Origin of the sequence: Aquitalea magnusonii, assembly GCF_003202035.1 — a bacterium.
In the GTDB taxonomy this organism is placed as follows: domain Bacteria; phylum Pseudomonadota; class Gammaproteobacteria; order Burkholderiales; family Chromobacteriaceae; genus Aquitalea; species Aquitalea magnusonii.
This window is the reverse complement of record NZ_QJKC01000027.1, coordinates 1-25,385: the sequence shown is the minus strand read 5'-3', so window position 1 is coordinate 25,385 and position 25,385 is coordinate 1. Positions and strand designations below refer to the sequence as shown.

Sequence of the window (25,385 nt, the reverse complement as noted above, 5' to 3'; positions counted from 1 at the left end):
AGCGGTTCGGGCTGTCAATCCATTTGCGCGCTGCACCGCAGTATGCGGTACGGCGCGCCAGGCATTACATGCGTTTGAATACCAGGGTGCCGTTGGTACCACCAAAGCCAAACGAGTTGGAAATGGCGATATCGATGTGCATGTCACGCGCGGTATTGGCCACGTAGTCCAGGTCACACCCGCCTTCAACATCCTGCTCGTGCAGGTTGATGGTGGGTGGCGATACCTGGTTGTACAGCGCCAGGATGGAGTAAATGGCCTCCACACCGCCCGCGCCGCCCAGCAGGTGGCCGGTCATCGACTTGGTCGAATTCACCACCAGCTTCTTGGCATGATCGCCAAAGGCGATCTTCAGCGCATTGGTTTCGTTGGCGTCGCCCAGCGGGGTGGACGTGCCGTGCGCATTCACATACTGCACCTGGTCCGGATTGATCCGGGCATCGCGCAGTGCGTTTTGCACGCCGCGGGCCGGGCCTTCCGCACTGGGGGCGGTGATGTGGTGGGCATCCGAGCTCATGCCGAAGCCGATCAGCTCGGCATAGATACGCGCGCCGCGCTTGACCGCGTGCTCGTATTCTTCCAGCACCAGCACGCCGGCACCTTCGCCCATCACAAAGCCGTCGCGGCCCTTGTCCCAGGGACGGGACGCGGTTTCCGGATCGTCATTGCGGGTGGACAGTGCCTTCATGGCGGCAAAACCGCCCATGCCCAGCTTGGAGATGGCACCTTCGGCACCACCAGCCACCATTACGTCGGCGTCGCCATACTGGATCATCCGGGCGGCATCGCCGATGCAATGCGCACCGGTGGTGCAGGCCGACACGATGCCATACGACGGGCCCTGATAGCCCTTCAGGATGGACACGTGGCCGGCGATCAGGTTGATCAGCGAACCGGGAATGAAGAAGGGGCCGATCTTGCGGGCACCGCCCAGCTGTACCGCCACACCGGTTTCCTCGATCAGCGGCAGGCCGCCGATACCGGAACCGATGTTGACGCCAACGCGGGTCTTGTCCAGATCGGCAACATCGTCCAGACCGGCATCAGCCACCGCCTGCAGCGCCGCTGCAATGCCGTAGTGGATGAACAGGTCGGAGCGACGGGCTTCCTTGGGCGAGATGTACGCGCTGATGTCGAAGTCCTTGACTTCGCCGGCGATCTGGCAATTGAGCTCGCTGGCATCAAAACGGGTCACTTTGCCGATGCCGCTCTTGCCGGCCAGCAGATTGGCCCAGCCGGTGGCGACATCATTGCCGACCGGGGAAATGTGTCCCAGACCGGTTACTACAACTCTGCGTTTGGACACGAAGAATCTCCGTGAGAGGTGGGAGGCAGTCTCCCGATGATCCCACAAGGTCTGTTTGATCATTATTACAATCAAACGGGCGTTTGGAATCCTCTATAACAAAAGAACCTCTGCTGGCGAGCCAAGGCCGCACCGCGCAGAGGTCCTGTACAGGCCTGAAAATATTACTTGTTCAGGTGGGCGGTAACGTAATCCACGGCTTGCTGAACAGTGGTGATCTTTTCAGCTTCTTCGTCCGGGATTTCGCACTCGAACTCTTCTTCCAGAGCCATGACCAGCTCAACGGTGTCGAGGGAGTCAGCGCCCAGATCATCAACGAAGGACGATTCGATCTTGACTTCAGCTTCGTTTACGCCCAGTTGTTCGGCAACGATCTTTTTAACGCGCGCTTCGATGTTTTCCATTTGTCTAAACCCTTGACCTTTCTGATTCGGGATAACAAAACCCGTGTATTCTACAAAAAAAAATTAGAGCAGCCCACCTAAATCTTGTCTTTTGTTGGACAGGACCGGTTAAGGCATGAACATGCCACCATTTACATGCAGTGTCTGACCGGTGATGTAGGCTGCGCGGTCGGATGCCAGGAAGGATGTTGCATCGGCAATATCCTTGGCATCGCCCAGGCGGCCCAGGGCAATCTGCCCCACCAGCGCCTCGCGCTGCGCTTCCGGCAGCGCGCGGGTCATGTCGGTATCGATAAAGCCCGGTGCCACGCAGTTGACCGTGATATTGCGGCTGCCAACTTCGCGCGCCATGGACTTGGTGAAGCCCATGATACCGGCTTTGGCCGCGGCATAGTTAGTCTGACCGGGATTGCCGGTGGCACCCACCACCGAGGCGATGTTGATGATGCGGCCCCAGCGGGCCTTCATCATGCCGCGCAGCACGGCCTTGGACGCCTTGAACACCGACTTGAGGTTGGTGTCCATGATGGCATCCCAGTCGTCGTCCTTCATGCGCATCAGCAGGCCATCGCGGGTAATGCCGGCATTGTTGACCAGAATGGCCACGCCGCCAAATTCCTTGTCGATGGCTTCCACCAGTGCTTCGATGGCGCCGTCTTCGGTCACGTTCAGCACGCGGCCGGCACCGCCATTGGCAGCCAGGCGTTCGTTGATGGCAGCAGCACCGGCTTCCGAGGTGGCAGTGCCGATGACAATGGCGCCCTCGGCTTGCAGCGCATCGGCAATGGCTGCGCCAATGCCGCGCGAAGCGCCGGTTACCAGGGCTACTTTGCCTTGCAGACTCATTTCGGATGTCTCCTTGTTATGGGCGTACGCAGCGGGCCGGCGGGCGGCCCGCCGCGGATATCATTGCAGTTCGGTCTTGGCCGCTTCCAGCGCCGCCGCGTCGGTCAGTGCCAGGCACTTGACGTTGCTGTCGATACGCTTGGCCAGGCCAGCCAGCACCTTGCCCGGACCGCATTCGGCCATGGTGACGATGCCCTCGCCAGCCAGTTTCTGGATGGTTTCGGTCCAGCGCACCGGGCTGTACAGCTGGCGCACCAGCGCATCGCGAATGTCGGCAGCGTCGGTGTAGCTGACCACGTCGGCATTGTGCAGCACCGGAATGGCCGGGGTATTGATGTGGACTTGCAGCAGGGCTTCGGCCAGTTGCATGCCGGCCGGCTTCATCAGCGCGCAGTGCGAGGGCACCGATACCGGCAGCGGCAGCGCACGCTTGGCGCCACGGGCCTTGCAGGCTTCCATGGCGCGCTCGACGGCGGCCTTGGCACCGGCAATCACCACCTGGCCTGGCGAGTTGTAATTGACGGCTTCCACCACCTCGCCATTGGCCGCTTCGGCACACGCCGCGCGCACTTCCTCGTCGGACAGGTTGAGGATGGCCGCCATGGCACCCTGCCCGGCCGGCACGGCGTTTTGCATGGCTTCGGCGCGCAGGCGCACCAGCTTGACGGCTTCGGCAAACGGCAGCGCACCGGCAGCCACCAGCGCGGTGTATTCACCCAGGCTGTGGCCGGCAACAACAGCAGGTTGCTGGCCGCCCACTTCCTGCCAGGCCAGATAAGTGGCCACACCGGCAGCCAGCATGATGGGCTGGGTATTGACGGTGGCATTGATGGCTTCGGCACTGTCAGCCTGCAGCATGGCCCACAGGTCCACGCCCAGCGCGCTGGAGGCTTCTTCGAAGGTGTGCTTGACGACCGGCAGGTCGGCAAAGCCATCCATCATTTTCAGGCTTTGCGAGCCCTGACCGGGAAAGAGAAAGGCAAACGCCATAGACAGTCTCCGCAAATACGACGGAATAATAATCGACGGAAGAATGCGGCAAACCAGACCATTCTGCCAAGCACCCAGATCAAACGCCCATCACAATGGGCGTTATCGCATGCCAGACGGCGCATGGTCGTGGCCGGTCTTCCGTCGCGAAGAATCAGTACTTCAGCAACACGGCACCCCAGGCAAAGCCACCGCCAATCCCTTCCAGCAGAATGGTCTGGCCGCGCTGGATGCGACCATCACGCACGGCATGGTCCAGCGCCAGCGGAATGGAGGCGGCCGAGGTATTGCCCTGTTGCGGCAATGTCACGATCACCCGCTCCATCGACATGCCCAGGTGCTTGGCCGTGGATTCGATGATGCGCAGATTGGCCTGGTGCGGCACCAGCCAGTCGACTTGCGACTTGTCCACACCGGCCTCGGCCAGGGTGGTGGCGGCGATGTCGGACAGGGCCTTGACCGCAAACTTGAATACCGCCGGGCCATCCATGTGCAAGAAGGGAATGCCCTGGATCTTGCCGCCGGAAATCTGCGCCGGGGTATTGAGAATGTCCTTGTAGCGGCCATCGGAGGCCAGCTTGGCATGCAGGATGCCCGGCTCGTCCGAGGCGCCCAGTACCACCGCGCCCGCGCCATCGCCAAACAGCACGCAGGTGCGGCGATCTTCCCAGTCCATCACGCGCGACATCACTTCGGCACCCACCACCAGCACCTTGCTGGCCATACCGCCCTTGATGTAGTTGTGGGCAGTGGTGAGGGCAAACATGAAGCCGGCACACACCGCCTGCACATCGAATGCAGCGCAGCCGTGAATACCCAGTTTTTCCTGCAACAGGCAGGCGGTACTGGGGAAAATCATGTCGGGCGTGGTGGTGGCGACGATGATCAGATCGATCTCGTCCTTGGCTATGCCAGCGCTCTGGATGGCAGCTTCTGCTGCCTTCAGCGCCAGATCACTGGTGGTTTCTTCATCGGACACGATGTGGCGGGCGTGAATGCCAGTGCGCGAAACAATCCATTCGTCACTGGTTTCCACGCGCTCGGCCAGCATCGCATTCGTGAGCACATTGGATGGCAGATAGCTGCCAGTGCCTAGAATGCGGGAATGGGCCATGTATTAATCAGTTCGCTTCCGGCTCGGGCTGCTTGAGGTTGTTTAATTGGTTTGCAACCCGGTCGGTAATATGACCAATCACGTCGGAGCCGGCTTCCTCGCAAGCCTGTTCCAGCGCGAAACGGAATCCTACGGCATCGGTTCCGCCATGGCTTTTCACCACGATGCCGCGCAGGCCCAGCAGGCTGGCGCCATTGTAGCGGCGCGGATCGACGCGGTTGCGAAAATGCTTGAGCACCGGCATGGCAGCCAGCGCGCACAGGCGGGTCCACCAGTTGCGGGTGAATTCCTGCCGCAGGAAGTAGGCAATCATGTGCGCCAGCCCCTCGGCTGATTTGAGCGCCACATTGCCGGTAAAACCGTCGCAGACTACCACATCTACCGTGCCTTTGTAGACGTCGTTGCCTTCGACATTGCCGATGAAGTTCAGCTCGGACTGCCGCAGGTATTCGCCAGCGCGCTTGACGCTGTCGTTACCCTTGATGTCTTCCGAACCGATATTGAGCAGCCCGACGCGCGGATTGGCATTGCCGGTAATGCTGGATACCAGCTCCGAACCCATGATGCCGAACTGCAGGAGTTGTTCTGAGGTGCAATCGACGTTGGCGCCCAGGTCCAGCATGCAGGTGCTGCCCTTGACGGACGGCATCATCTTGGCGATGGCCGGTCGTTCGATGCCCGGAATGGTCTTGAGGACAAAGCGGGCGGTGGCCATCAGTGCGCCGGTATTGCCGGCAGACACGGCGGCTTGCGCTTCGCCTTCCTTGACCAGATTGATCGCCACCCGCATCGACGAATCTTTCTTGTTTTTCAGGGCCAGTTGCGGCGACTCGTCCATGCCCACCACTTGCGTGGCATGACGGATATGGACGCGCGAACGCGCAACACCCTGATGGCGGGACAATTCAGCCTCGATGGCTGCCTGGTCTCCGACAAGAATCAGATTGGCGTTGGGATGGTCTTGCAGGAATTGGATCGATGCTGGGACGGTGACCTTGAGGCCAACGTCACCGCCCATTGCATCAACCGCGACGGTGATAGTCATCAACGTGTACGGTAGTGAAACCTACCTGTTTTTATAAAGGTAAGTATGGGGTGAAAAAGGACGAATTATTCGCCTTTGGTGGCAACAACCTTGCGACCACGGTAGAAGCCGTTCGGGCTGATGTGGTGACGCAGGTGGGTTTCACCGGTCGTCGGCTCTTTGGCCAGCGACGGAGCGGTCAGAAAATCGTGTGCACGATGCATGCCGCGCTTGGACGGGGACTTTTTGTTCTGTTGAACAGCCATGTTCGACTCCTAGGAAAATCGCGTGTATTGATAATTCAAGACTTGGAGATCTTCAACGTGGCCAGCACCGCAAACGGATTGGGCTTGTCAGCCTTGGCACGTGTCAGAGCTTCCGAACCGCATTCGTCGTGTTTCGGCGAAAGCGGCAAGCCCATGATGATTTCGTCTTCGATCATTGCCACCACATCAAGCTCTTCCGGCGCGAGAATGGCGTCCAGCGTTTCGTCCAGCTCGCAGGCTTCATCCAGCTTTTCCTGCCGGGTGAACAAGGTGACCACCGAGTCGGTATTCACCTCGTACGGCATCACTTCCAGGCAACGCTGGCAGCTTACCGCCACACTGGCTTTCACCTGCAGGCGCAGGGAAAGACGGGACGAGCCATCGCGAAAACCTTCCAGGGTGTATTCCACCGTACCGGAGGTGTCGGACAGGTCGCTGTGCACACGCTCGTCCAGGGTGCTGACGGGCAGTTTGCCGGTCAGAACGCGGCCCTCACGGGCGAACTTGAGCGGGTCGATCAAAATCGGGTTAGACATAAACCCAGCATGATATAATCCGCCTCCCTGATTTGTCAAAATAATCAAGCAATACCACCATGCAGATCATCCTGGCTTCCACTTCCCGCTACCGGCAGGAAATCATCGCCCGCCTGGGCCTCCCCTTCAGCGCCGTGCCGCCGGTGTGCGACGAAACCCCGCTGCCCGGCGAAAGCGCACTGGACACTGCCGTGCGCCTGGCGCGCAGCAAGGCCCAGTCGCTGGCAGCCGATTACCCGAATGCCCTGATCATCGGCTCCGACCAGGTCGCCCTGCTCGATGGCCAGCAAATCGGCAAGCCCGGTTCGTTTGAAAAAGGGGTGGCCATGCTGCAGTGGATGAGCGGCCGCACCGTGGTGTTTCACTCTGCCTTGGCGCTGTACAACACCGCCAGTGGCCGCTTGCAGGAAACCGTGGGCATCACCCGCGTCACCTTGCGCCAGCTGACCGAACAGCAGATTCGCCATTACCTGACGCGCGAACCGGATGCCCTGCACTGCGCCGGCAGCGCCAAGAGCGAAGGACTGGGTGGCGCGCTGCTGGAAAAAGTGGAGTCGGACGACCCCAATGCCCTGATCGGCGTACCGCTGTTCCAACTCATCAGCATGTTGAACGCCGAAGGCGTGGAGATCCTGTAATGGCCGGCACCCTGTTCCTGATTCCCGCTCCGCTGGGCGATGAAACCATTGCCTGGCTGCCCGCCAGCGAAGCGGCCAAGGTGTTGCACATCCGTCACTTTGTGGTGGAGGCGGAAAAGACCGCGCGCAAGCATCTGAAAGCGCTGGGCGTCAGCACCCCGATTCGTGAGCTGGCGATGAGCACGCTCAACGAGCACACCAAGCCGGCCGATGTTGCCGCCCTGCTGGCGCCGCTGCTGGCGGGTGAAGACGTGGGCCTGATTTCCGAAGCCGGCTGCCCGGCGGTGGCCGACCCCGGCGCCCAGCTGGTGGCACTGGCGCACGAACGCGGCATCCGCGTGGCGCCGCTGATCGGCCCTTCGTCCATTTTGCTGGCGCTGATGGCCTCCGGGGCCAATGGCCAGTGCTTTGCCTTCCATGGCTATCTGCCGGTGGATGCCGCCGAAAAGGCCAAGGTGGTGAAGGAGCTGGAACAACGCTCGCGCCAGCGCAATGAAACCCAGGTATTCATTGAAACGCCTTACCGCAATAATGCCCTGCTACAACAGTTGCGCGAGACACTGGCCCCCACCACCCGGCTGGCAGTGGCCTGCGACCTGACCCTGCCGACGGAAACCATCGTCAGCCGCCTGGTGAAGGACTGGCCGCAAGCTGCGCCGGATTTTCACAAGCGCCCGGCCATTTTCATCCTGCACGCTGCCTGAAAGGCCATTCCATGCCCAAGCTGCCGCCGCTGATCCATTCGCTGCTGGATACCGACCTGTACAAGTTCACCATGCTGCAGGCCATCCTGCATCAGTTCCCGGCGGCTTACGGGCAATATGAATTCCGCTGCCGCAACCAGCCGGATTACCCGCTGTCGCAACTGCACAAGGAAGTGGAAGCGCAGCTGGACTGGCTGTGCCAGCTGCAGTTTACCCAGCCGGAACTGGCCTATCTGCGCAGCTTGCGTTTCATCAAGAGTGATTTTGTCGATTATCTGGAACTGTTCCACCTGCAGCGCCGCTTTATCCGGGTGGAGTGCGACGGCGATGCACTGAACATTCATATCGAAGGGCCGCTGGTACAGGCGATGTTCTTCGAGATTTTCGTGCTGGCCATCGTCAACGAGCTGTATTTCCGCCGCCTGGACACCCCGCAGGTACGCGAGGAAGGCCAGCGTCGGCTGGATGAGAAAATTGCCACCCTGCTGCGCTTCGAGGCGGAAGAAAGCGCCAGTCAGCGCTTTCCCCTGCTGATTTCCGATTTTGGCACCCGCCGCCGCTTCAGCCGCGAATGGCAACAGCAGGTGGTGGAACAGCTGAACGCCGCCCTGCCCAAGGTATTCCGCGGCACCAGCAATGTGTGGCTGGCGTGGAAGCTGGGCATCACCCCTATCGGCACCATGGCGCACGAGTTCTTCCAGGCCTTCCAGGCGCTGGGCGTACGCCTGCGTGATTTCCAGAATGCCGCGCTGGAAGCCTGGGTGCAGGAATATCGCGGCGACCTGGGCATCGCCCTCACCGATGTGGTGTGCATGGATGCTTTTCTGGCGGATTTCGACCTGTACTTTGCCAAGCTGTTCGATGGCCTGCGCCACGACAGTGGTGACCCTATCGAGTGGGCGGACAAGGCCATTACCCACTATCGCAAGCTGCGTATCGACCCCGCCACCAAGATGCTCACCTTCAGCGATGGCCTGAGCGTGGACAAGGCGCTGGCACTGCACCGCCGCTACAGCCCGCACATTCAGGTGAGCTTTGGCATTGGCACCCACTTCACCAATGACCTGGGGCTGGAACCGCTGCAGATCGTGCTGAAGCTGGTGAGCTGCAATGGCCAGCCGGTGGCCAAGCTATCCGACAGTCCGGGCAAGACCATGTGCAGCGACCAGACCTTTCTCGCCTATCTGCGCCAGGTGTTCAAGGTGGCAGCGCCAGCAGCTGATTCAGTCGCGCAATAAGGCCAACAGCGTCTGCCGCGCCTCCTCTGGCAGACGCGCTCCCGCCACTGCCACCGTGCGCTCGCCCAGCGCACGGTAGACCGGTTGCAAGTCCGGCGGCAACACCGCCAGATGGCGCGCCACGGTGGCCGCATCGCCCCGCACGATGGGCCCGGTCAGCGCCTGCTGCGGCCCCATGCTCAAGGCATTGGCCAGGCTGCCCTGCATCAGCGGCCCCAGCAAGGCTGACAACAGCGCCTCGTCCACGCCGCCTTGCCGTGCCAGCTGGCGGGCGATGTCGGTCAGGGTCACCAGATAATTGGAGGCTACCGACAAGGCGGCGTGATAGGCCGCCTTGCCACCCGCAGCCAGCGCAAACGGCTGTGCGCCAATTGCCGCTGCAAAATCCCGTAACACCACGCAAGCTGCCGCATCCCCTTCCAGCGCACACAAGGTGCCGGCAAATTGCGCTACGGCGCGCGCCGGCTCGGCAAAGGAAAATGCCGGATGCAGGCTGGCCACATGCGCCCCCACCGCCCGCAAGGGTGCCAGTATTTCCGCCTCTGCCGCGCCGCTGGCGTGAAACACCACCGTGCCGGGACGGATCACGCCGCTACCTGCCAGCGCCTGGGCGGTGGGCGCAATGGCATCATCCGGCACCGACAACAGCCACAGGTCTGCCGGCTGCAAGCCGATGACTGTCGCACAGGCACGCCCGCCACCGATGAAATCCACCGCCGCCGTGGCCGATGCCATGCTGCGCGCCAGACAGTCCTGCACCCGGTACCGGCCACTGTCAGCGGCCAGCCGCCCCAGCGTACGCCCCAGTTTTCCCGCCCCGATGATATTCAGCACCCGCACTTCCCACCCACTTTCTTGACACTGCTGGCGGCTTGTCTGACCATGCCGCTAGAATAATCCTGTTTAACAGTATTTTACCTGCCACCACGGCAGCCTCGGGGAGTCCCCTTCATGAAGCTGGTGATTTTCTTTGGCATCATCGCCATCGTCCTGCTGTATTTCATCACCCTGTACAACGCACTGGTCAATCTCAAGCATACGGTGGCGCGCAGCTGGGCCAATATCGATGTGCTGCTGAAACAGCGCCACGACGAACTGCCAAAGCTGGTGGAAGTGTGCAAACAATATGCCCAGTTCGAGCAGCAGACCCTGAGCCGGGTGATGGAAGCACGCGCCGGTGTGGCGCAGTATGCCCAGAGCCGCAATATGGAAGGGCTGGGCCATGAGGAAGGCAAGCTGCGCGGCCTGATCGGCCAGCTGCTGGCGGTGGCGGAAGCCTACCCGGAACTCAAGGCCGACCAGCAGTTTAGCCATTTGTCCGAGCGCATCAGCCAGCTGGAAGACAATATTGCCGACCGGCGCGAACTGTATAACGACGCGGTCAACCTCAACAATGTGCGCATCGAGCAATTTCCCGATGTGCTGATCGCCCGCCTGTTCAACTTCCCCAGCGCCCGCCCGCTGCAGTTTACCGCGGCGGAAAAGCGCGATGTCGATCTGCGCCAGCTGTTTCAGCGGGACTAAACCATGCTGTGGCTCAGTTCGCAGTGGACACGCAGCGGCTGGGCCGCCTTCAGCCTGTACCCGCTGCTGGCTTTCATCGGCCTCAAGCTCGGCCTGCACCCCTTCCTGCATGCGGGGCTGCCGCTGCTGCTGGCCTGCGGGCTGATCGGCTGGTGGCTGAATTATCGCCGTTACCGGCTGATTGCCGACACACCGACCGCCCATGCCGTTTCCGCGGCACTGGGCCATGTGGAATTGTGCGGCATCGCCCGCAATCACCCGCAGGCTGCCAATTACAGCCCCTATTCCGGCCGCCGCTGCGTCTGGTACCGCTGCTGGCGCTATCAAAATGACCGGCGCGGGCTGAATGACAGCCCGCTGGACCCTTTCGGCCGCGGCAACAGCCTGCCATCGCTACCGGAAAACTCCGAGCTTTCCTTCCTGCTGGTGGATGGCAAACAGGAGGTGATCGTCAATCCGGAAGGAGCAGAGGTGGTGGCTCCGCACCGCGAAAGCTGGCAGGAAGGTAGGGAAACGCTGGTGGAGGAATGGATAGACGAAGGCGACCCGCTCTATGTGCTGGGCCAGTTGCACAGCCAGGGAGGCAGCCGGCCCGATGTGCAGAGCTTCCGCCAGGATGTCGGCGCCAAGCTGGCGGAATGGAAACAAGACCAGCCCGCCCTGCTGCGCCGCCACGACCTGGATGGCGACGGCAAGATCAGCGAGCAGGAATGGCTGCTGGTCAGAGCCGCCGCCGAGCGCGAGGTGCGCCAAAACTACCAGCAGCTGGCCAGCACCCCGCCCACCCTGCACATCAGCAAGCCGGATGACGGCAAGCCCTACCTGATCCACACCCTGTCGCCCCGCCAGGTGGCACGCAGCTATCGCCTGCGCGCCTGGCTGCATGCCCTGGCCGGACTGATCAGCTTCATCCTCTGGCTGCACAGCGGCCTGTCGGCCTAGCCATGGCCGGCGCAGGCTTGCACTGCGACGAGTGCATGACAAGGCAATTCCACCTATCATTAAGCAGCCGGCATACCTCCGGCAACAAGAGCGCCACAGCGCCGGGAGACAAGCATGATCCGCCTGATTTATTCCAGCGCACTCAACCCCGCCTATGACGTGCAGGAGCTGCACGGCCTGCTGGCCAGCTACCGGGCGCGCAACCAGCGCATGGGCATCAACAGCCTGCTATTGCTGATGAACAAGGATTTCCTGCAAATGCTGGAAGGCGAGGAGGCCGCCGTTGACGAGCTGTATGCCTTCATCCAGCAAGACAAACACCATCTGCAGCTGACCCTGCTGTCGCGCGAAACGGTGAGCCAGCCCAGCTTTCCCGATCAAGCGCTGGTCTTCGTCGATACCGAGCAACTGGCACGCAAGCTGGGCCATCCGGTACACCTGAGCAATATCGCGCCGCATGGCGAGCTGGACCATGCCGAACGCGCCAAGCGCTTTGTGCAGGAATTCATCAATGGCAAATGGCACCATCACCTGCCCAATGGCCAGAACCCCCAGGTGGTGCATCGCCACTAGCGCTGCATGCTGACAAAAAAAGGCTGCCAGAGGCAGCCTTTCTATTGTTCAAGCGCGGCAAACTAGCTGGCTGCCTGCAGCGCCTGATCCACGTCGGCCAGAATGTCGTCGATATGCTCGATGCCGATGGACAGGCGAATCAGTTCCGGCCGCACCCCGGCCTTGAGCTGTTCTTCCGGCGACAGCTGGCGGTGGGTGGTGGAGGCCGGGTGGCAGGCCAGGCTCTTGGCATCGCCGATATTCACCAGACGGGTCACCAGTTGCAGCGCGTCGATAAAGCGGCCACCGGCCTCGATACCACCCTTGATGCCGAAGGACAGGATGCCCGATGCGCGGCCGCCCATGTATTTGTCCACCAGCGCCTTGCTGGGGCTGGAAGGCAAGGCGGCGTATTCCACCCACTCCACTGCCGGGTGGGCTTGCAGACGCTCGGCCACCTTCAGCGCGTTGTCGCAGATGCGGTCCAGGCGCAGGGCCAGGGTTTCGATGCCTTGCAGGATCAGGAAGGCATTGAACGGCGAAATGGCGGCGCCCATATTGCGCAGCGGCACCACGCGGGCACGGGCGATATAGGCCGCCGGGCCCAGTGCCTCGACATAATTGACGCCGTGGTAGCTGACATCCGGCGTATTCAGCCGCACAAAACGCTCTTTATGCTCGCCCCAGGGGAATTTGCCGGAATCGACAATAATGCCGCCAATGCTGGTGCCATGGCCGCCCAGATATTTGGTGAGGCTGTGCACCACGATGTCGGCGCCATGCTCGAAGGGGCGGCACAGATACGGCGAGGGCACGGTATTGTCGACAATCAGCGGCAGGCCGTGCTGGTGGGCCTGTTCGGCAAAGGCGGCAAAGTCCACCACATTGCCCAGCGGATTACCCACCGATTCGCAGAACACCGCCTTGGTCTTGTCATCCACCAGCTTGCTGATGGAGGCCGGGTCCTTGTAGTCGATGAAGCGCACTTCGATGCCCAGCTGCGGGAAGGTGTGGGCAAACAGATTATACGTACCGCCATACAGCGTGCTGGTGGCAATGATGTTGTCGCCGGCTTCGGCAATGGTCTGGATGGCATAGCTGATGGCCGCCATGCCGGAGGCCACCGCCAGCGCACCGATGCCGCCTTCCAGCGCAGCCACGCGCTTTTCCAGCACATCGGTGGTGGGGTTCATGATGCGGGTGTAGATATTGCCCTGCACCTTGAGGTCGAACAGGTCGGCACCGTGCTGGGTGCTGTCAAAGGCGTAGCTGGTGGTCTGATACAGCGGCACCGCCACCGCCTTGGTGGTGGGGTCCGGGCTGTAGCCGCCGTGCACGGCCAGTGTTTCCAGTTTCATCTTCTTCTCTCCTGTGGCTTTACGCCTGTTGCATATCGGTCTAACCATACCGATAGCAGGGAAAGAAGCCAAGCCGGATTTCCTGCAAAGCTTATGAATTAATGCGGCAGAAAAGCAAATGGCCAGTCGCAGACTGGCCATGGCCGGCAATACCGCTGAAGGGAAAGCGCTAGACGGCAGGCAGCGCCTGGACCGGGGCCATGCTGGCCAGCACGCGCTCGAAGGGCTGGCGGAAACGGCTGGATACATAGGGCGCCAGGAAATACAGCAGGCTCAGACAGCCCTCGCGTGCCACCACCTGCGCCTCTTGCGGACAGCGGGCGATATCGGGCCGGGCAATCCAGCCGGTTTGCAACAGCTGGAAATTGCGCGCCAGAAAACCGATCTGCACATCATCGCCTTCCAGCATGCCCTGATCGCGCAGCTTGAAGAACAGCTTTTCCACACCACGGCTGATCAGCCCGGCTTCGATCTTGCTGTAGCTTTCCTGCAGCGACTGATTGACCGAAAACAGGCTGGAGATGCTTTGCGGAATGAAGCGGAAGGTCCACAAATGACGCAATACCTTTTCCAGCAAGGACACCAGGCCCTCGATGGAGGCATTGACGCTCAGCTCGCCTGCGGCATTGAGATAATCGGCCATGCCCTTGGAATAGCGCCGGTACAGCTCGTTGATGATGTCTTCCTTGCAGGCAAAGTGGTAGTACAGATTGCCGGTGCTGATGTTCAGATAACGCGCGATGTGATTGGTGGTGACGCTGCGCTCGCCCTGCTGGTTGAACAGCTGCAGGCTGGCTTCGACGATGCGGTCAAAGGTTGGACTTTTGCTTTCTTTGCGACTCATGGCAGGTTCTTCCCGATGTGCGGAACCCCGGGACAGACTGTTCCCGGCACCCGCTGTGTCCGTGATCGACAAACACCCCTGCATGATACCGCAAGCCGTCCTGACCGGCACGGCGATTGCCATGAGCAGCCCCTGGCGATGCAAAAAGGCAGCACAAGGCTGCCTTTTGGTGTGGGATTTACGGCTTTGCCGGATGGACGGCTTACTGCACGCTCACCGTAGCAAAATTGACACGGCCAAACGGGTTGGCGACAAAGCCGGCCACTTCCTTGCGCTCCAGCACATAGGCGGTGGGGTGGGCCAGCGGCAGCCACAAGGCCTGGTCGCTGATCAGCTTTTGCGCTTGCAGGTACAGCTTGCTGCGCTGGGCAAAGTCGCTGGTTTTCTTGCCGTCGCTAATCAGCTTGTCCAGCTGCGGATTGCAGTAGCGGGCAAAGTTGGTACCGGACTGCACTGCCGCGCAGGAGAACTGCGGGGTAAGGAAGTTGTCCGGGTCACCATTGTCGCCGGCCCAGCCCATGAACAACAGGTCGTGCTCGCCAGCTTTGCCGCGCTTGATCAGCTCGCCCCATTCGATGACCTTGATCTGCGCCCGGATGCCCACCTTGGCCAGATCAGCCTGCAACAGCTCGGCCCCGGCCTTGGGATTGGGGTTGAGCGTGCTGCCGCTGGGGCGAACCCACAGCGTGGTGTCAAAGCCATTGGGATAGCCAGCCTGCGCCAGCAGCTTCTTGGCGCGCGCCAGGTCTTGCGGATAGGGCTTCACGCTCTTGTTGTAGCTCCAGGTATTGGGCGGATACGGCAGGGTGGCGGCGGTGGCGGTGCCGTCGAACACGGTTTTCAGATAGGTGTTCTTGTCAAAAGCCAGGTTGACTGCCTGACGCACCAATACATTGTCAAAGGGCTTGTGCTGGGTATTGATGGCGACAAAGGCGGTCATGAAGGCCGGGGTTTGCAGCACGCGGATCTTGTTGTCGCCCTGCACCGCCAGTACGTCCTGCGGCTTGGCGGAGAGCGCCAGCTGGCACTCGCCGGCCTTCAGCTTTTGCACGCGCACCGTGGCGTCCGGGGTAATGGCATACACCAGTGCCGATACCTTGGGCTTGGCCCCCCAGTAAGCCGGGTTGGGCTGATAGCGCACCACGCTGTCTTTCTGGAAGCTGCGCAAAATGAAGGGCCCGGTGCCGATGGGCTTGCTGTTGAGCTCGGCCTGTTTGCCAGCAGCCTGCAGCTGCGCGGCATACTCGGCCGAATAAATCGAGGCAAAGCCCATGCTCAGCGTGGACAGGAAGGTGGCTTCCGGATAGTTCAGTTCAAAGCGTACGGTGTTGTCGTCCACTTTGCTGACCGCCTTGATCAGCTTGGGCAGCTGCATGGACTGGGCATGCGGATAGCCGTTGGCGGCGGTCTTGTACCAGGGATGCTCGGGATTGAGCATGCGCTGGAAGGTAAACACCACATCGTCGGCATTCAGCTTGCGCGTGGGTTTGAAGTAATCGGTACTGTGGAAGGCCACACCCGGACGCAGCTTGAAGGTGTAGCTCAGGCCATCGGCACTCACCTGCCAGCTGCTGGCCAGGCCGGGCTGCAGTTTGTGGCTGGCCGCATCATATTCCACCAGCCGGTTCATCAGCACATCGGCCGAGGCATTGGTGGTCACCAGCGAGTTGTACTGCACCACGTCGAAGCCTTCCGGATTGGCGTCGGTACACACGGTAAGCGGTTTGGCGGCGAGCGCCAGCGGGCTGGCCAAGGTCAGGGCCAGCGCGAGGGTACGCAGAGTCATGTCGGTCTCCATGCGGGGGAAGGCCGCCATACATGCGGGGCCCCGCCTGGGCATCAGCTTAAGGGAAGACGCGGCAAAATCAAATGACGCATTCCCGCTAAGCTTATTCGCCTGCGGCATCAGGCGGGAGCGGTGCTGTGCTCCAGCAATTCGTTGAAATGCGCCAGCGACAGCGGCCGGCTGCACAGATAACCCTGGTATTGCTGACACCCCTGCTGCCGCAACCAGTCGAGCTGGGCGTGGTTTTCCACCCCTTCGGCCACCATATTCAGCGAGAGAATCCGACACAGGCTGGTGATCAGTTCCGGAATCGCCGAGCTTTGCGGCAAACCGGAAATAAAGGAACGGTCGATTTTCAGGGTATTGAGGGGATAGTTCTGTAAATAGGCCAGATTGGAATAGCCGGTGCCAAAATCGTCGATGGCCACGGCAAAGCCCATGGCGCGCAAGCTGGCCAGCGTATCCAGGGTGTGCTGGTCGTGTGCCAGCAGCAGCGATTCGGTAATTTCCAGTTCGATGCGCTGTGCCGGGCAAGCGCTTTCTTGCAGGATGCCCTGCAAGGACGCTGCTAACTGCGGGTCGCCAAACTGGCTGGCCGACAGATTGACCGAAACCTGCAACACCCTGCCCTGCGCTGCCCAGCGCGACAGCTGGCGGGCGACCTGCGCCAGTATCTGGCGGTCCAGCTCGCGGATCAGGCCGCTTTCCTCGCACACCGGGATGAAGCTGTCGGGAAACAGCAGGCCGCGTTCGGGATGCCGCCAGCGCGCCAGCGCCTCGGCGCCGATGATTTCGCCGGTGAGGCAATCCACCCGTGGCTGGTAGAAAGCCTCGAATTCACCGTTTTCCAGACCACGGCGGATTTCATACTCCAGGGCAAGCCGGGTTCGCGCCCGTGCATCCATCGCTTCGTCGTAGAACTGGATGCCGTTGCGGCCGGCATCCTTGGCGCTATACATGGCCAGATCGGCATGCCGCATATGGCCCTGGATATCCTCGGCGCCATCCTGGCACAGGCTGATGCCCACCGAGGCGGTCAGCCTGACCTCCTGCCCGCGCAGCCATAAGGGCCGCGCCAGCGCCTCGACAATGGCAGCGGCCAGCGCGGCAGCCTGCTGCTGCACTTGCGGCGCGCACAGCAGCACCAGGAATTCATCCCCGCCCTGTCGCGCCAGCTGCTGCGTGGGTGCCAGCAGTGCTTTCAGCCGCTCGCCCATCTGTACCAGCAGCAGGTCGCCAAAGGCATGGCCCAGGCTGTCGTTGATATTCTTGAAGCGGTCCAGGTCGATGCACAGCAAGGCAGCCTGCTCACCCTGGCGCTTGGCCTGCTGCAACAGGGCCGGATAGCACTGCAGGACAAAATTGCGATTGGGCAGACCGGTCAGGGTGTCGTGCATGGCCAGATAACGGGCGCGGGCTTCGGCATCTTTCAGTTCGCTGACATCCACTTCGCTGATCAGCACGGCGTCTGCGCCGGACACCGCATCGCGACAATGGCGCGCCGACAACTCGTGCCAGCGCTCGCCATGGCGGGTCATCACCTGCGCCACCAGCCGCCCCTTGCCCTGCTGCTGCAATTGCAGCTGCAACAGTTCACGGTCGGCGGCATGCAGCAGATGCCCCTGCCAGCTCTCGGCAGGATCAAGCACTTTTTCGCGCGCGGCCGGGTTGCGGTACAAGGCCGGGCCATCGGCATGATAGAGGGTGATCAGCACCGGCAAGTGCAACAGCGCTTCGGCGCTGCGCAGGGTGTTCGGGTCGGCCTGCAATTCGCCCAGCGCCTCGCACAGCATCATCATGCTGCCCTGATGGCGCAGGCCGCTGAACACCACTTGCAGGCTGCGTGGCTTGCCATTGGGATAGAGCGTCCACGATTCGGAGAACTCCATGCCGAATCGTTCGAAATCACTCTGGTACTGGCGCAGCCGGCGCGCCACCGACTCGGACATGTCGCGTCCCATGTCGCGGCTACGCAGCTCGTCCAGGGTGGTGGCATCCCACACCTTGAGCGCCTCGGCATTGGCCCAGTACACCCGCTGCCGGTCGATGTCGAACACCCATACCGGATGCCGCAGCCTTGCCAGCAAGGCAAAGCGTGCCATCGTTTCATCAGTAAGCGGTGTTGGCTCGTGCGGCATAGCGACTTTCAAGCTGGCCCAGACATCAATCTTGCTCTTGTGTTCATTGCATCCTCCCCCGGCTGCAGGAGGACGGCTATTCTAGCAACCATCCGCCATGCGACTGCTTTTTTTAAGATCAGTACTTAAAATAAATCACGCTTTTTTTAACAGCACCTGGCTGCCCGCGCAATTTTCTCATGACAAACAACTGATGCAGGATAGCGGACTCATGGCATAGAGTATTTGCTCCAAAGCAAAAACAACTGCTTAATCCTGGCAAAAACGCTGCATCTGACGGCAGGCCACCAAGAAAAAACCCCGCTGGCGCGGGGTTTTTGCATAAGCGGCGGGCAGCAGCCCGCACGGCTGATTTACAGATAGCTGTCGGTGCTGGGGCAGCTGCACACCAGGTTACGGTCGCCGTATACGTCGTCGATACGGTTCACGCTCGGCCAGAACTTGTTTTCCAGCACATAAGGCAGCGGGAACAGGCCGGTTTCGCGGCTGTACGGACGGTCCCAGTCGCCAGCGATGTCAGCCTTGCTGTGCGGTGCATTGCGCAGCGGGTTGTTATCCGCCGGCCATGTGCCGTTCTGTACCTGGTCGATTTCCTGACGGATGGCGGTCATGGCGGCGATGAAGCGGTCCAGCTCGGCCTTGGGTTCGGACTCGGTCGGCTCGATCATCAGCGTGCCCGGCACCGGGAAGCTCATGGTCGGGGCGTGGAAGCCGTAGTCCATCAGGCGCTTGGCCACGTCCACTTCGGTGACGCCACTGGCAGCCTTGAGCGGACGCAGGTCGATGATGCACTCATGCGCCACACGGCCATTGGCACCGGTATACAACACCGGGAAATGCTCACCCAGCTTCTTGGCCATGTAGTTGGCGGACAAGAGTGCGTTTTCGGTGGCGGCTTTCATGCCCTCGGCACCCATCATGCGGATATACATGAAGGAGATGGGCAGGATGGAAGCCGAGCCGAACGGCGCAGCGGACACCGCAGTCTGACCGGCAACCGCACCCGGCACGTCAGCCACCACGTGGTTGGCCATGAACGGCGCCAGATGGGCTTTCAGGCCGATCGGGCCCATGCCCGGGCCGCCACCGCCGTGCGGGATGCAGAAGGTCTTGTGCAGGTTCATGTGCGACACGTCGGCACCGATATCGGCCGGACGGCACAGACCCACCTGGGCGTTCAGGTTGGCACCGTCCATGTACACCTGACCACCGTGGCTGTGGATGATGTCGCAGATCTCGCGGATCGGCTGTTCGAACACGCCGTGAGTGGACGGATAGGTAATCATCAATGCCGCCAGGTTGGCCGAATGCTGCTCGGCCTTGGCCTTGAGGTCGGCCACGTCGACGTTGCCGGATTCGTCACACTTCACCACCACCACCTGCATATTCATCATCTGCGCGGTGGCCGGGTTGGTACCGTGGGCGGATTGCGGAATCAGGCAGATATTGCGCTGCGCTTCGCCACGCGCTTCGTGGTAACGGCTGATGGCCAGCAGGCCGGCGTACTCGCCCTGCGCGCCGGAGTTGGGCTGCATGGAGATGGCGTCAAAACCGGTAATGGCTTTCAGCTGGGTTTGCAGGTCGTCGATCAGCTGCAGGTAACCGGCAGCCTGATCGCGCGGGGCAAACGGGTGCATATTGGCGAATTCCGGCCAGGTGATGGGAATCATCTCGCTGGTGGCATTCAGCTTCATGGTGCAGCTGCCCAGCGAAATCATCGAGTGATTCATCGCCAGGTCGCGGTTTTCCAGCTTCTTCAGGTAGCGCAGCATCTCGTGCTCGCTGTGGTGGGTGTTGAACACCGGGTGCGTGAAGAAGGCGGATTCGCGCTTGAGGCCAGCCGGGATGGCATCGGCAGCGGCGGCATCCAGCGCGGCGATGTCGGCATCCTTGCCGGTAAACAGCTGGATCAGCGTAGCCAGATCAGCCTCGGTGGCGGCTTCGTGGAAGGCCACGCCCAGCACGCTGGCGGACACGCGGCGCAGGTTGTAACCGGCAGCCAGGGCGGCGGTGTAGATGGCGTCGGCATTGGCCGCTTCCACCTGTACCGTGTCGTAGAAGCGGTCGAAGACCAGCTTGCCACCGGCGCTCTTTACCGCATGGGCAAAGATGGCAGCCAGGCGGTGGATGCGGCTGGCAATGCGCTTCACGCCTTCGGCACCGTGGTACACCGCGTACATGCCGGCGATATTGGCCAGCAGCACCTGGCTGGTACAGATATTGGAGTTGGCTTTTTCGCGGCGGATATGCTGCTCGCGGGTTTGCAGCGCCATGCGCAGCGCGGTCTTGCCCTTGGCATCCACCGACACACCAATGATGCGGCCGGGAGCCGAGCGCTTCATTTCGTCCTTGAAGGCAAAGTAGGCAGCGTGCGGGCCACCATAGCCCATCGGCACGCCAAAGCGCTGGGTGTTGCCGATGGCCACGTCTGCACCCATTTCGGCCGGCGACTTCAGTGCCACCAGCGCCATGATGTCGGCAGCCACCACGGCCACACCACCCTTGGCCTTGACGGCAGCAATGTAGGGCGTCAGGTCGATCAGGTCGCCCGCTTCACCCGGATACTGGAACAGCGCGCCAAAGTAATCGCCATTGCCGGCTTCTTCCGGATGGCCGGAAACCAGCTCGAAACCGAAGTACTTGGCACGAGTCTTCATCACGTCCAGGGTTTGCGGCAGCACGCGGCTATCGACAAAGAACTGTTCGGACTTACTCTTGGATACACGGCGCGCCATGGCCATGGCTTCGGCGGCGGCGGTGGCTTCGTCCAGCAGCGAGGCATTGGCCATTTCCAGACCGGTCAGGTCCATCACCATTTGCTGGTAGTTGAGCAGCGCTTCCAGACGGCCCTGGGCGATTTCCGCCTGGTACGGGGTGTAAGCGGTGTACCAGCCCGGATTCTCCAGCACATTGCGCAGGATGACGGTGGGGGTCAGCACCGGGTAGTAACCCAGGCCGATGAAAGACTTGTTGACGATGTTGCGGCTGGCCACTTCTTTGAGCGCGGCCAGGGCTTCGGCTTCCGGCACCGGGGACGGCAGGTCCAGCGCACGGTTCAGGCGGATGTCGGCCGGCAGGGTCTGGGCAACCAGATCGTCCAGCGAGGCGGCGCGGATTTCGGCCAGCATTTCGCTGCGCTCGGCATCGGAGGGGCCGATATGGCGGGCAATGAATTCGCTACGGTTAAACAGGGAAGCAAGAGTCATGGTGGGTGTCCGGTAATGAAGAGCTGTGCCTGAAACTGAAAAAGCCCCGCGATGGTCAGCATCACGAGGCTTTGACAGCGTGCAATCAGGCGCCGATTTCCTTGGCGTAGCCTGCGGCATCCAGCAGGCTGTCCAGATCTGCGGCATTGGCCGGCTTGATCTTGAAGAACCAGCCAGCGGCATAGGGCTCGCTGTTGGCCAGCTCGGGCGCGGCTTCCAGTTCGGCGTTCACTTCCAGCACTTCACCGGCGATCGGGGCGTACACGTCGGAAGCGGCTTTTACCGATTCCACCACGCCGGCCTGCTCTTCAGCAGCCAGGTTGGCACCCACTTTCGGCAGCTCGACGAACACGATATCGCCCAGCAGCTCTTGTGCATGTTCGGTAATGCCCACGGTGACGGAACCGTCGGCTTCCAGACGCAGCCATTCGTGGCTGGCAACGTATTTCAGTTCGGCAGGGATATTGCTCATGGATTGAATCTCCTCGGATTGATTGAACCGTTACGGGAGCGGGCAACCGCAGCGCAGCGCGCAGGCTGGCGCGGTTTTCCGGCTCGCTGTTATTCAAAAACTTTCTTGCCGTTGCGCACGAACGGCATCTTCACCACGCGGACAGCGGTGAGCGTACCACGCAAATCCACCTGTGCGTCGGCACCGGTTGCGGCCGGGACACGGGCGATGGCGATGGAGTGCTTGAGGGTGGGCGAGAAGGTGCCGCTGGTGATGATGCCCTCACCCACGCCTTCCACGACCACTTTCTGGCCTTCACGCAGCACGCCACGGCCTTCCAGCACCAGGCCCACCTGTTTCATCGGCACGCCGGCGGCTTTCTGGGCTTCCAGTGCCTTGCGGCCGATGAAGTCACGGCTGGCCGGTTCCCAGGCGATGGTCCAGCCCATGCCGGCCTGCAGCGGGGATACGGTTTCGTCCATGTCGTGGCCGTACAGATTCATGCCGGCTTCCAGACGCAGGGTGTCGCGTGCGCCCAGGCCAATAGGGGCCACGCCAGCGGCAACGAGTTCATTGAAGAAATTGCTGGCTTCGCCAGCCGGAATCATGATTTCCAGGCCGTCTTCACCGGTATAGCCGGTTCGGGCAAAGAACCAGTCGCCTGCAGGCAAGCCCTGGAATACCTTGAGTGATTGAATGGCGTCGGCCAGTTGCGGCTTGACCGCACAGACCTTGGCAATGGCATTGGGGCCTTGCACGGCCAGCATGGCCAGGTCGCGACGCACATTGAGGGAGACATCGAAACCGGCCTTGTGGCTATCCATCCAGGCCAGGTCCTTGTCGGTGGTACCGGCATTCACCACCATGCGGTAGCCATAGGAAGTCAGGTAGACAATCAGGTCGTCCACCACGGTGCCGTCTTCGGTCAGCATGCCGGAGTACAGCGCCTTGCCTTCGAAGGGCAGCTTGGCCACGTCGTTGGCAATCAGCTGTTGCAGCCAGGCCTTGGCATCGCTGCCGCTGATGTCGATCACGGTCATGTGGGACACATCGAACATGCCGGCGTCGCTGCGCACGATCTCATGTTCCTTCAGCTGGGAGCCGTAATGGATGGGCATTTCCCAACCGGCGAAATCAACCATCTTGGCGCCGGCGGCGACATGAGCGTCAAACAGGGGGGTACGTTTCGGGGCCGTCATCTGTGCGTCCTTGCAAAGGGGGTGTTTTGCCTGTCTTGGTACAACACCCCTCTGTCCTGACACCTGAGATTTTCCGGCGGGCGTTTTCAGCCGCCGTTAGCCCCTTCGGTGGCTGCCTCTATGGGCAGCGCTCTCCAGAGTAAAGCAGATACGTGATATCCGATGATGCAGTCCTTTTGCCTGAGCGATTGCGGGTGCGCTTGCGCCTTCGGCGGTGGCCGCGATTGGCCACTCTCTCCTGCATGATGGGGGCGATTATCGTTGCAGATAAAGACAAAGGCAAGCCAAGAATATCTTCACGCGAAGTGATCTATCCTGTTGTTTTTGCATTATTTTCGCAATCGAAAAAATACGAATAATTCATTGTCACAATTTATTCATTATTGATCAGGAATAACAAAAGGGCTCCCGCAGCAGCCCTTTTTTCACATCTACTGAAACGCCTGATGCAAGACACGCCGCAGCAGGTGTTGCAGCGCCCGCTCAGTACCACTCGATCCCGGCCTTCTCGGTAGAGATGATGGTACCGGCTTCGCCCTTGACGATCTTCTCGATGTCTTCCAGCGCGCCAATCACTGCACGCTTGCCAGTCAGCCGGGCAAATTCGCAGGCAGCTTCCACTTTCGGGCCCATCGAACCGGCGGCAAAGCCCAGCTTGTCCATTTCGTCCGGGTGGGCGTGACGGATGGCCTTGGCTTCGGGAGTGCCCCAGCCAACAAACACGCTCTTCACGTCGGTGGCGATGACGAAGTAGTCGGCGTCCACTTCGCGCGCCAGCAGGGCGGAGGCGAGGTCTTTGTCGATCACCGCTTCCACGCCCACCAGTTTGTCACCCTGGTACATGGTGGGGATGCCGCCGCCGCCGGCAGCAATCACCACCGCGCCTTTTTCGATCATCCATTTGATGGGCCGCAGTTCGAAGATGCGTTTCGGCTTCGGGCTGGGGACCACGCGGCGGTAGTAGTCGCCGTCGGCCTTGACGGTCCAGCCGTGGCTGGCGGCCAGCGCTTCGGCTTCTTCCTTGCTGTATACCGGGCCGACGAATTTGGTGGGGTTCTGGAAGGCGGGGTCGGCGGCGTCCACTTCGGTCTGGGTGAGGATGGTGGCCAGCGGTACTTCAAACGGCAGCACGTTGCCCAGTTCCTGTTCGATCATGTAGCCGATCATGCCTTCGGTCTGCGCGCCCAGCACGTCGAGCGGATACGGGGTGACCTTGCCGTCGACGTGGCGGGCGTAGGCGTCGTTTTGCAGGCCCAAGAGGCCGACTTGCGGGCCGTTGCCGTGGCACATCACCAGGTTGTGGCCCAGCCGGGTGACGGCGGCCAGTTGTTCGGCGGCCACCTTGACGTTGGCGCGTTGGTTGTCAGCGGTCATGGCTTCGCCACGACGTTGCAGGGCATTGCCGCCCAGGGCTACGACGACTCGCATGATGTTTCCTTTCCTGCCCCGCCCCGCTGTGTTTGGGGTGGTGGCGTTGACGGCCTGCTTGGGCAGTCCATCGGTTTTCTGATGTGGTGGCCGGTCTTCCCGCGGGAAGGTGGGGCCGGGATGGGGGGTGAGATCCGGCTGAGTGAGGGGGGACCGGATCTCGGGCCACTCCACGACTTCAGGGGTGTGCCGTCGCGGAGGGTAAAACGGTGTTGCGGTCTGACTTCAATGACTGGCGGTGTGGCAAAGTCTGCTGCCAGGCGCGCCGCCGCAGACAGTACAAGTCGTACGGCAAGGCGGCGCAACAACGCAGCAGGGCTTTGCTGCGGAGCCTGACGATCAGTCGCCCAGGGTGGCGACCAGAATCGCCTTGATGGTGTGCATGCGGTTCTCGGCTTGCTCGAAGGCAATGCAGGCTTCGCTTTCGAACACGTCTTCGGTCACTTCAATGCCATTGGCCAGGTCCGGGTACTGGGCGGCGATTTCCTTGCCGACCTTGGTTTCGCTGTTGTGGTAGGCCGGCAGGCAGTGCATGAACTTGACTTGCGGGTTCTGGGCAGCGGCCATCAGCGCGGCATTCACCTGGTAGGGCTTCAGCAGGCGGATGCGTTCGGCCCACACTTCGGCCGGTTCGCCCATCGATACCCAGACGTCGGTGTGGATGAAGTCGGTGCCCTTGACGGCTGCGGCAGCGTCTTCGGTCAGGGTGATGCGGGCGCCGGTGCGGGCAGCGATTTCACGGCATTCGGCCACCAGTTCGTCGGTCGGCCACAGGTGTTTCGGCGCGCCGATGCGCACGTCCATGCCCAGCTTGCTGCCGATCACCAGCAGGGAGTTGCCCATATTGTTGCGGGCGTCGCCCAGGTAGGTGTAGCTGATTTGCGAGATGGG

24 protein-coding genes and 2 riboswitches are annotated in these 25,385 nt (G+C 61.4%); of the genes, 6 read left to right on the top strand and 18 right to left on the bottom strand.

The genetic code is table 11. The annotated features are described in order from the left end of the window. Positions 1 to 64 precede the first annotated feature (64 nt). From fabF to DFR38_RS19185, 8 genes are all read right to left on the bottom strand, one after another. Positions 65 to 1,306, bottom strand: a complete 1,242-nt coding sequence (gene fabF / locus DFR38_RS19220; RefSeq protein ID WP_059287464.1) for a beta-ketoacyl-ACP synthase II — start codon at positions 1,304 to 1,306, stop codon at positions 65 to 67. A gap of 164 nt (positions 1,307 to 1,470) precedes the next feature. Then, positions 1,471 to 1,710, bottom strand: a complete 240-nt coding sequence (gene acpP / locus DFR38_RS19215; protein ID WP_019103041.1) for an acyl carrier protein — start codon at positions 1,708 to 1,710, stop codon at positions 1,471 to 1,473. Between the two features lie 108 nt (positions 1,711 to 1,818). After that, positions 1,819 to 2,556 (bottom strand): 3-oxoacyl-ACP reductase FabG, encoded by a 738-nt coding sequence (fabG, locus tag DFR38_RS19210; RefSeq protein WP_059287465.1) that lies wholly within the window; start codon positions 2,554 to 2,556, stop codon positions 1,819 to 1,821. A gap of 60 nt (positions 2,557 to 2,616) precedes the next feature. Next, positions 2,617 to 3,546 (bottom strand): ACP S-malonyltransferase, encoded by a 930-nt coding sequence (gene fabD / locus DFR38_RS19205; RefSeq protein ID WP_110313797.1) that lies wholly within the window; start codon positions 3,544 to 3,546, stop codon positions 2,617 to 2,619. A gap of 154 nt (positions 3,547 to 3,700) precedes the next feature. Continuing rightward, positions 3,701 to 4,660 (bottom strand): beta-ketoacyl-ACP synthase III, encoded by a 960-nt coding sequence (locus DFR38_RS19200; RefSeq protein ID WP_059287311.1) that lies wholly within the window; start codon positions 4,658 to 4,660, stop codon positions 3,701 to 3,703. Between the two features lie 7 nt (positions 4,661 to 4,667). Then, positions 4,668 to 5,705 (bottom strand): phosphate acyltransferase PlsX, encoded by a 1,038-nt coding sequence (plsX, locus tag DFR38_RS19195; RefSeq protein WP_059287312.1) that lies wholly within the window; start codon positions 5,703 to 5,705, stop codon positions 4,668 to 4,670. A gap of 65 nt (positions 5,706 to 5,770) precedes the next feature. After that, entirely contained in the window at positions 5,771 to 5,950 is a 180-nt protein-coding gene (gene rpmF, locus DFR38_RS19190; protein ID WP_045846169.1) for a 50S ribosomal protein L32, read from the bottom strand. Positions 5,951 to 5,985: 35 nt separating this feature from the next. After that, on the bottom strand, positions 5,986 to 6,486 hold the full coding sequence (locus tag DFR38_RS19185; RefSeq protein ID WP_059287313.1) for a YceD family protein: 501 nt from the start codon (positions 6,484 to 6,486) through the stop codon (positions 5,986 to 5,988). A 59-nt stretch (positions 6,487 to 6,545) separates the two neighbouring features. On the opposite strand from DFR38_RS19185, the gene DFR38_RS19180 reads away from it, so the two are divergent. Genes DFR38_RS19180 through pncB form a run of 3 tightly spaced genes read left to right on the top strand, consistent with a single transcriptional unit; the run spans position 6,546 to position 9,066 of the window. Next, entirely contained in the window at positions 6,546 to 7,124 is a 579-nt protein-coding gene (locus tag DFR38_RS19180; protein ID WP_059287314.1) for a Maf family protein, read from the top strand. Beyond that, complete coding sequence (locus DFR38_RS19175; protein WP_059287315.1) at positions 7,124 to 7,828, top strand: SAM-dependent methyltransferase; 705 nt, start codon at positions 7,124 to 7,126, stop codon at positions 7,826 to 7,828. The genes DFR38_RS19180 and DFR38_RS19175 overlap by 1 nt, the downstream gene beginning before the upstream one ends. 11 nt (positions 7,829 to 7,839) lie before the next feature. Then, positions 7,840 to 9,066 (top strand): nicotinate phosphoribosyltransferase, encoded by a 1,227-nt coding sequence (gene pncB, locus DFR38_RS19170; RefSeq protein ID WP_110313796.1) that lies wholly within the window; start codon positions 7,840 to 7,842, stop codon positions 9,064 to 9,066. Here pncB and DFR38_RS19165 read toward each other — a convergent pair. Then, a complete protein-coding gene (locus DFR38_RS19165; RefSeq protein WP_244909920.1) occupies positions 9,052 to 9,900 on the bottom strand; it encodes a Rossmann-like and DUF2520 domain-containing protein in 849 nt (282 codons plus the stop codon). The genes pncB and DFR38_RS19165 overlap by 15 nt on opposite strands. A 117-nt stretch (positions 9,901 to 10,017) precedes the next feature. On the opposite strand from DFR38_RS19165, the gene DFR38_RS19160 reads away from it, so the two are divergent. The 3 genes from DFR38_RS19160 (at position 10,018) to DFR38_RS19150 (ending at position 12,105) form a co-directional block, all read left to right on the top strand. Beyond that, positions 10,018 to 10,590, top strand: a complete 573-nt coding sequence (locus tag DFR38_RS19160) for a LemA family protein (protein WP_059287639.1) — start codon at positions 10,018 to 10,020, stop codon at positions 10,588 to 10,590. A gap of 3 nt (positions 10,591 to 10,593) precedes the next feature. Continuing rightward, on the top strand, positions 10,594 to 11,532 hold the full coding sequence (locus DFR38_RS19155; RefSeq protein WP_110313794.1) for a hypothetical protein: 939 nt from the start codon (positions 10,594 to 10,596) through the stop codon (positions 11,530 to 11,532). A gap of 114 nt (positions 11,533 to 11,646) precedes the next feature. Next, positions 11,647 to 12,105 (top strand): BLUF domain-containing protein, encoded by a 459-nt coding sequence (locus tag DFR38_RS19150; RefSeq protein ID WP_059286480.1) that lies wholly within the window; start codon positions 11,647 to 11,649, stop codon positions 12,103 to 12,105. Between the two features lie 62 nt (positions 12,106 to 12,167). Here the strand turns inward: DFR38_RS19150 and DFR38_RS19145 are convergent, their stop codons facing one another. The 9 genes from DFR38_RS19145 to DFR38_RS19105 all read right to left on the bottom strand — a co-directional run. After that, on the bottom strand, positions 12,168 to 13,442 hold the full coding sequence (locus tag DFR38_RS19145; protein WP_059286479.1) for an O-acetylhomoserine aminocarboxypropyltransferase/cysteine synthase family protein: 1,275 nt from the start codon (positions 13,440 to 13,442) through the stop codon (positions 12,168 to 12,170). Positions 13,443 to 13,611: 169 nt separating this feature from the next. Next, entirely contained in the window at positions 13,612 to 14,286 is a 675-nt protein-coding gene (locus DFR38_RS19140; protein WP_059286478.1) for a TetR/AcrR family transcriptional regulator, read from the bottom strand. A gap of 202 nt (positions 14,287 to 14,488) precedes the next feature. Continuing rightward, positions 14,489 to 16,072 carry an ABC transporter substrate-binding protein gene (locus DFR38_RS19135; RefSeq protein ID WP_059286489.1) on the bottom strand — a complete coding sequence of 528 codons (1,584 nt, stop codon included), beginning with the start codon at positions 16,070 to 16,072 and terminating at the stop codon, positions 14,489 to 14,491. 119 nt (positions 16,073 to 16,191) lie between these two features. Then, positions 16,192 to 18,174, bottom strand: a complete 1,983-nt coding sequence (locus tag DFR38_RS19130) for a putative bifunctional diguanylate cyclase/phosphodiesterase (RefSeq protein ID WP_110313793.1) — start codon at positions 18,172 to 18,174, stop codon at positions 16,192 to 16,194. 389 nt (positions 18,175 to 18,563) lie between these two features. Then, complete coding sequence (gcvP, locus tag DFR38_RS19125) at positions 18,564 to 21,416, bottom strand: aminomethyl-transferring glycine dehydrogenase (protein WP_110313792.1); 2,853 nt, start codon at positions 21,414 to 21,416, stop codon at positions 18,564 to 18,566. Between the two features lie 85 nt (positions 21,417 to 21,501). Further along, positions 21,502 to 21,888 (bottom strand): glycine cleavage system protein GcvH, encoded by a 387-nt coding sequence (gene gcvH / locus DFR38_RS19120; protein WP_059285716.1) that lies wholly within the window; start codon positions 21,886 to 21,888, stop codon positions 21,502 to 21,504. 89 nt (positions 21,889 to 21,977) lie between these two features. Next, positions 21,978 to 23,066 (bottom strand): glycine cleavage system aminomethyltransferase GcvT, encoded by a 1,089-nt coding sequence (gene gcvT / locus DFR38_RS19115; RefSeq protein WP_059285717.1) that lies wholly within the window; start codon positions 23,064 to 23,066, stop codon positions 21,978 to 21,980. A gap of 41 nt (positions 23,067 to 23,107) precedes the next feature. Further along, positions 23,108 to 23,214, bottom strand: a riboswitch (glycine riboswitch). A gap of 10 nt (positions 23,215 to 23,224) precedes the next feature. Further along, positions 23,225 to 23,317, bottom strand: a riboswitch (glycine riboswitch). A 232-nt stretch (positions 23,318 to 23,549) separates the two neighbouring features. After that, positions 23,550 to 24,494, bottom strand: coding sequence for a carbamate kinase (gene arcC, locus DFR38_RS19110; protein ID WP_110313791.1), 945 nt, complete (start codon positions 24,492 to 24,494; stop codon positions 23,550 to 23,552). Between the two features lie 339 nt (positions 24,495 to 24,833). Then, a partial coding sequence (locus tag DFR38_RS19105) for a Rossmann-fold NAD(P)-binding domain-containing protein (RefSeq protein ID WP_483396329.1) occupies positions 24,834 to 25,385 on the bottom strand: 552 nt, incomplete at its 5' end.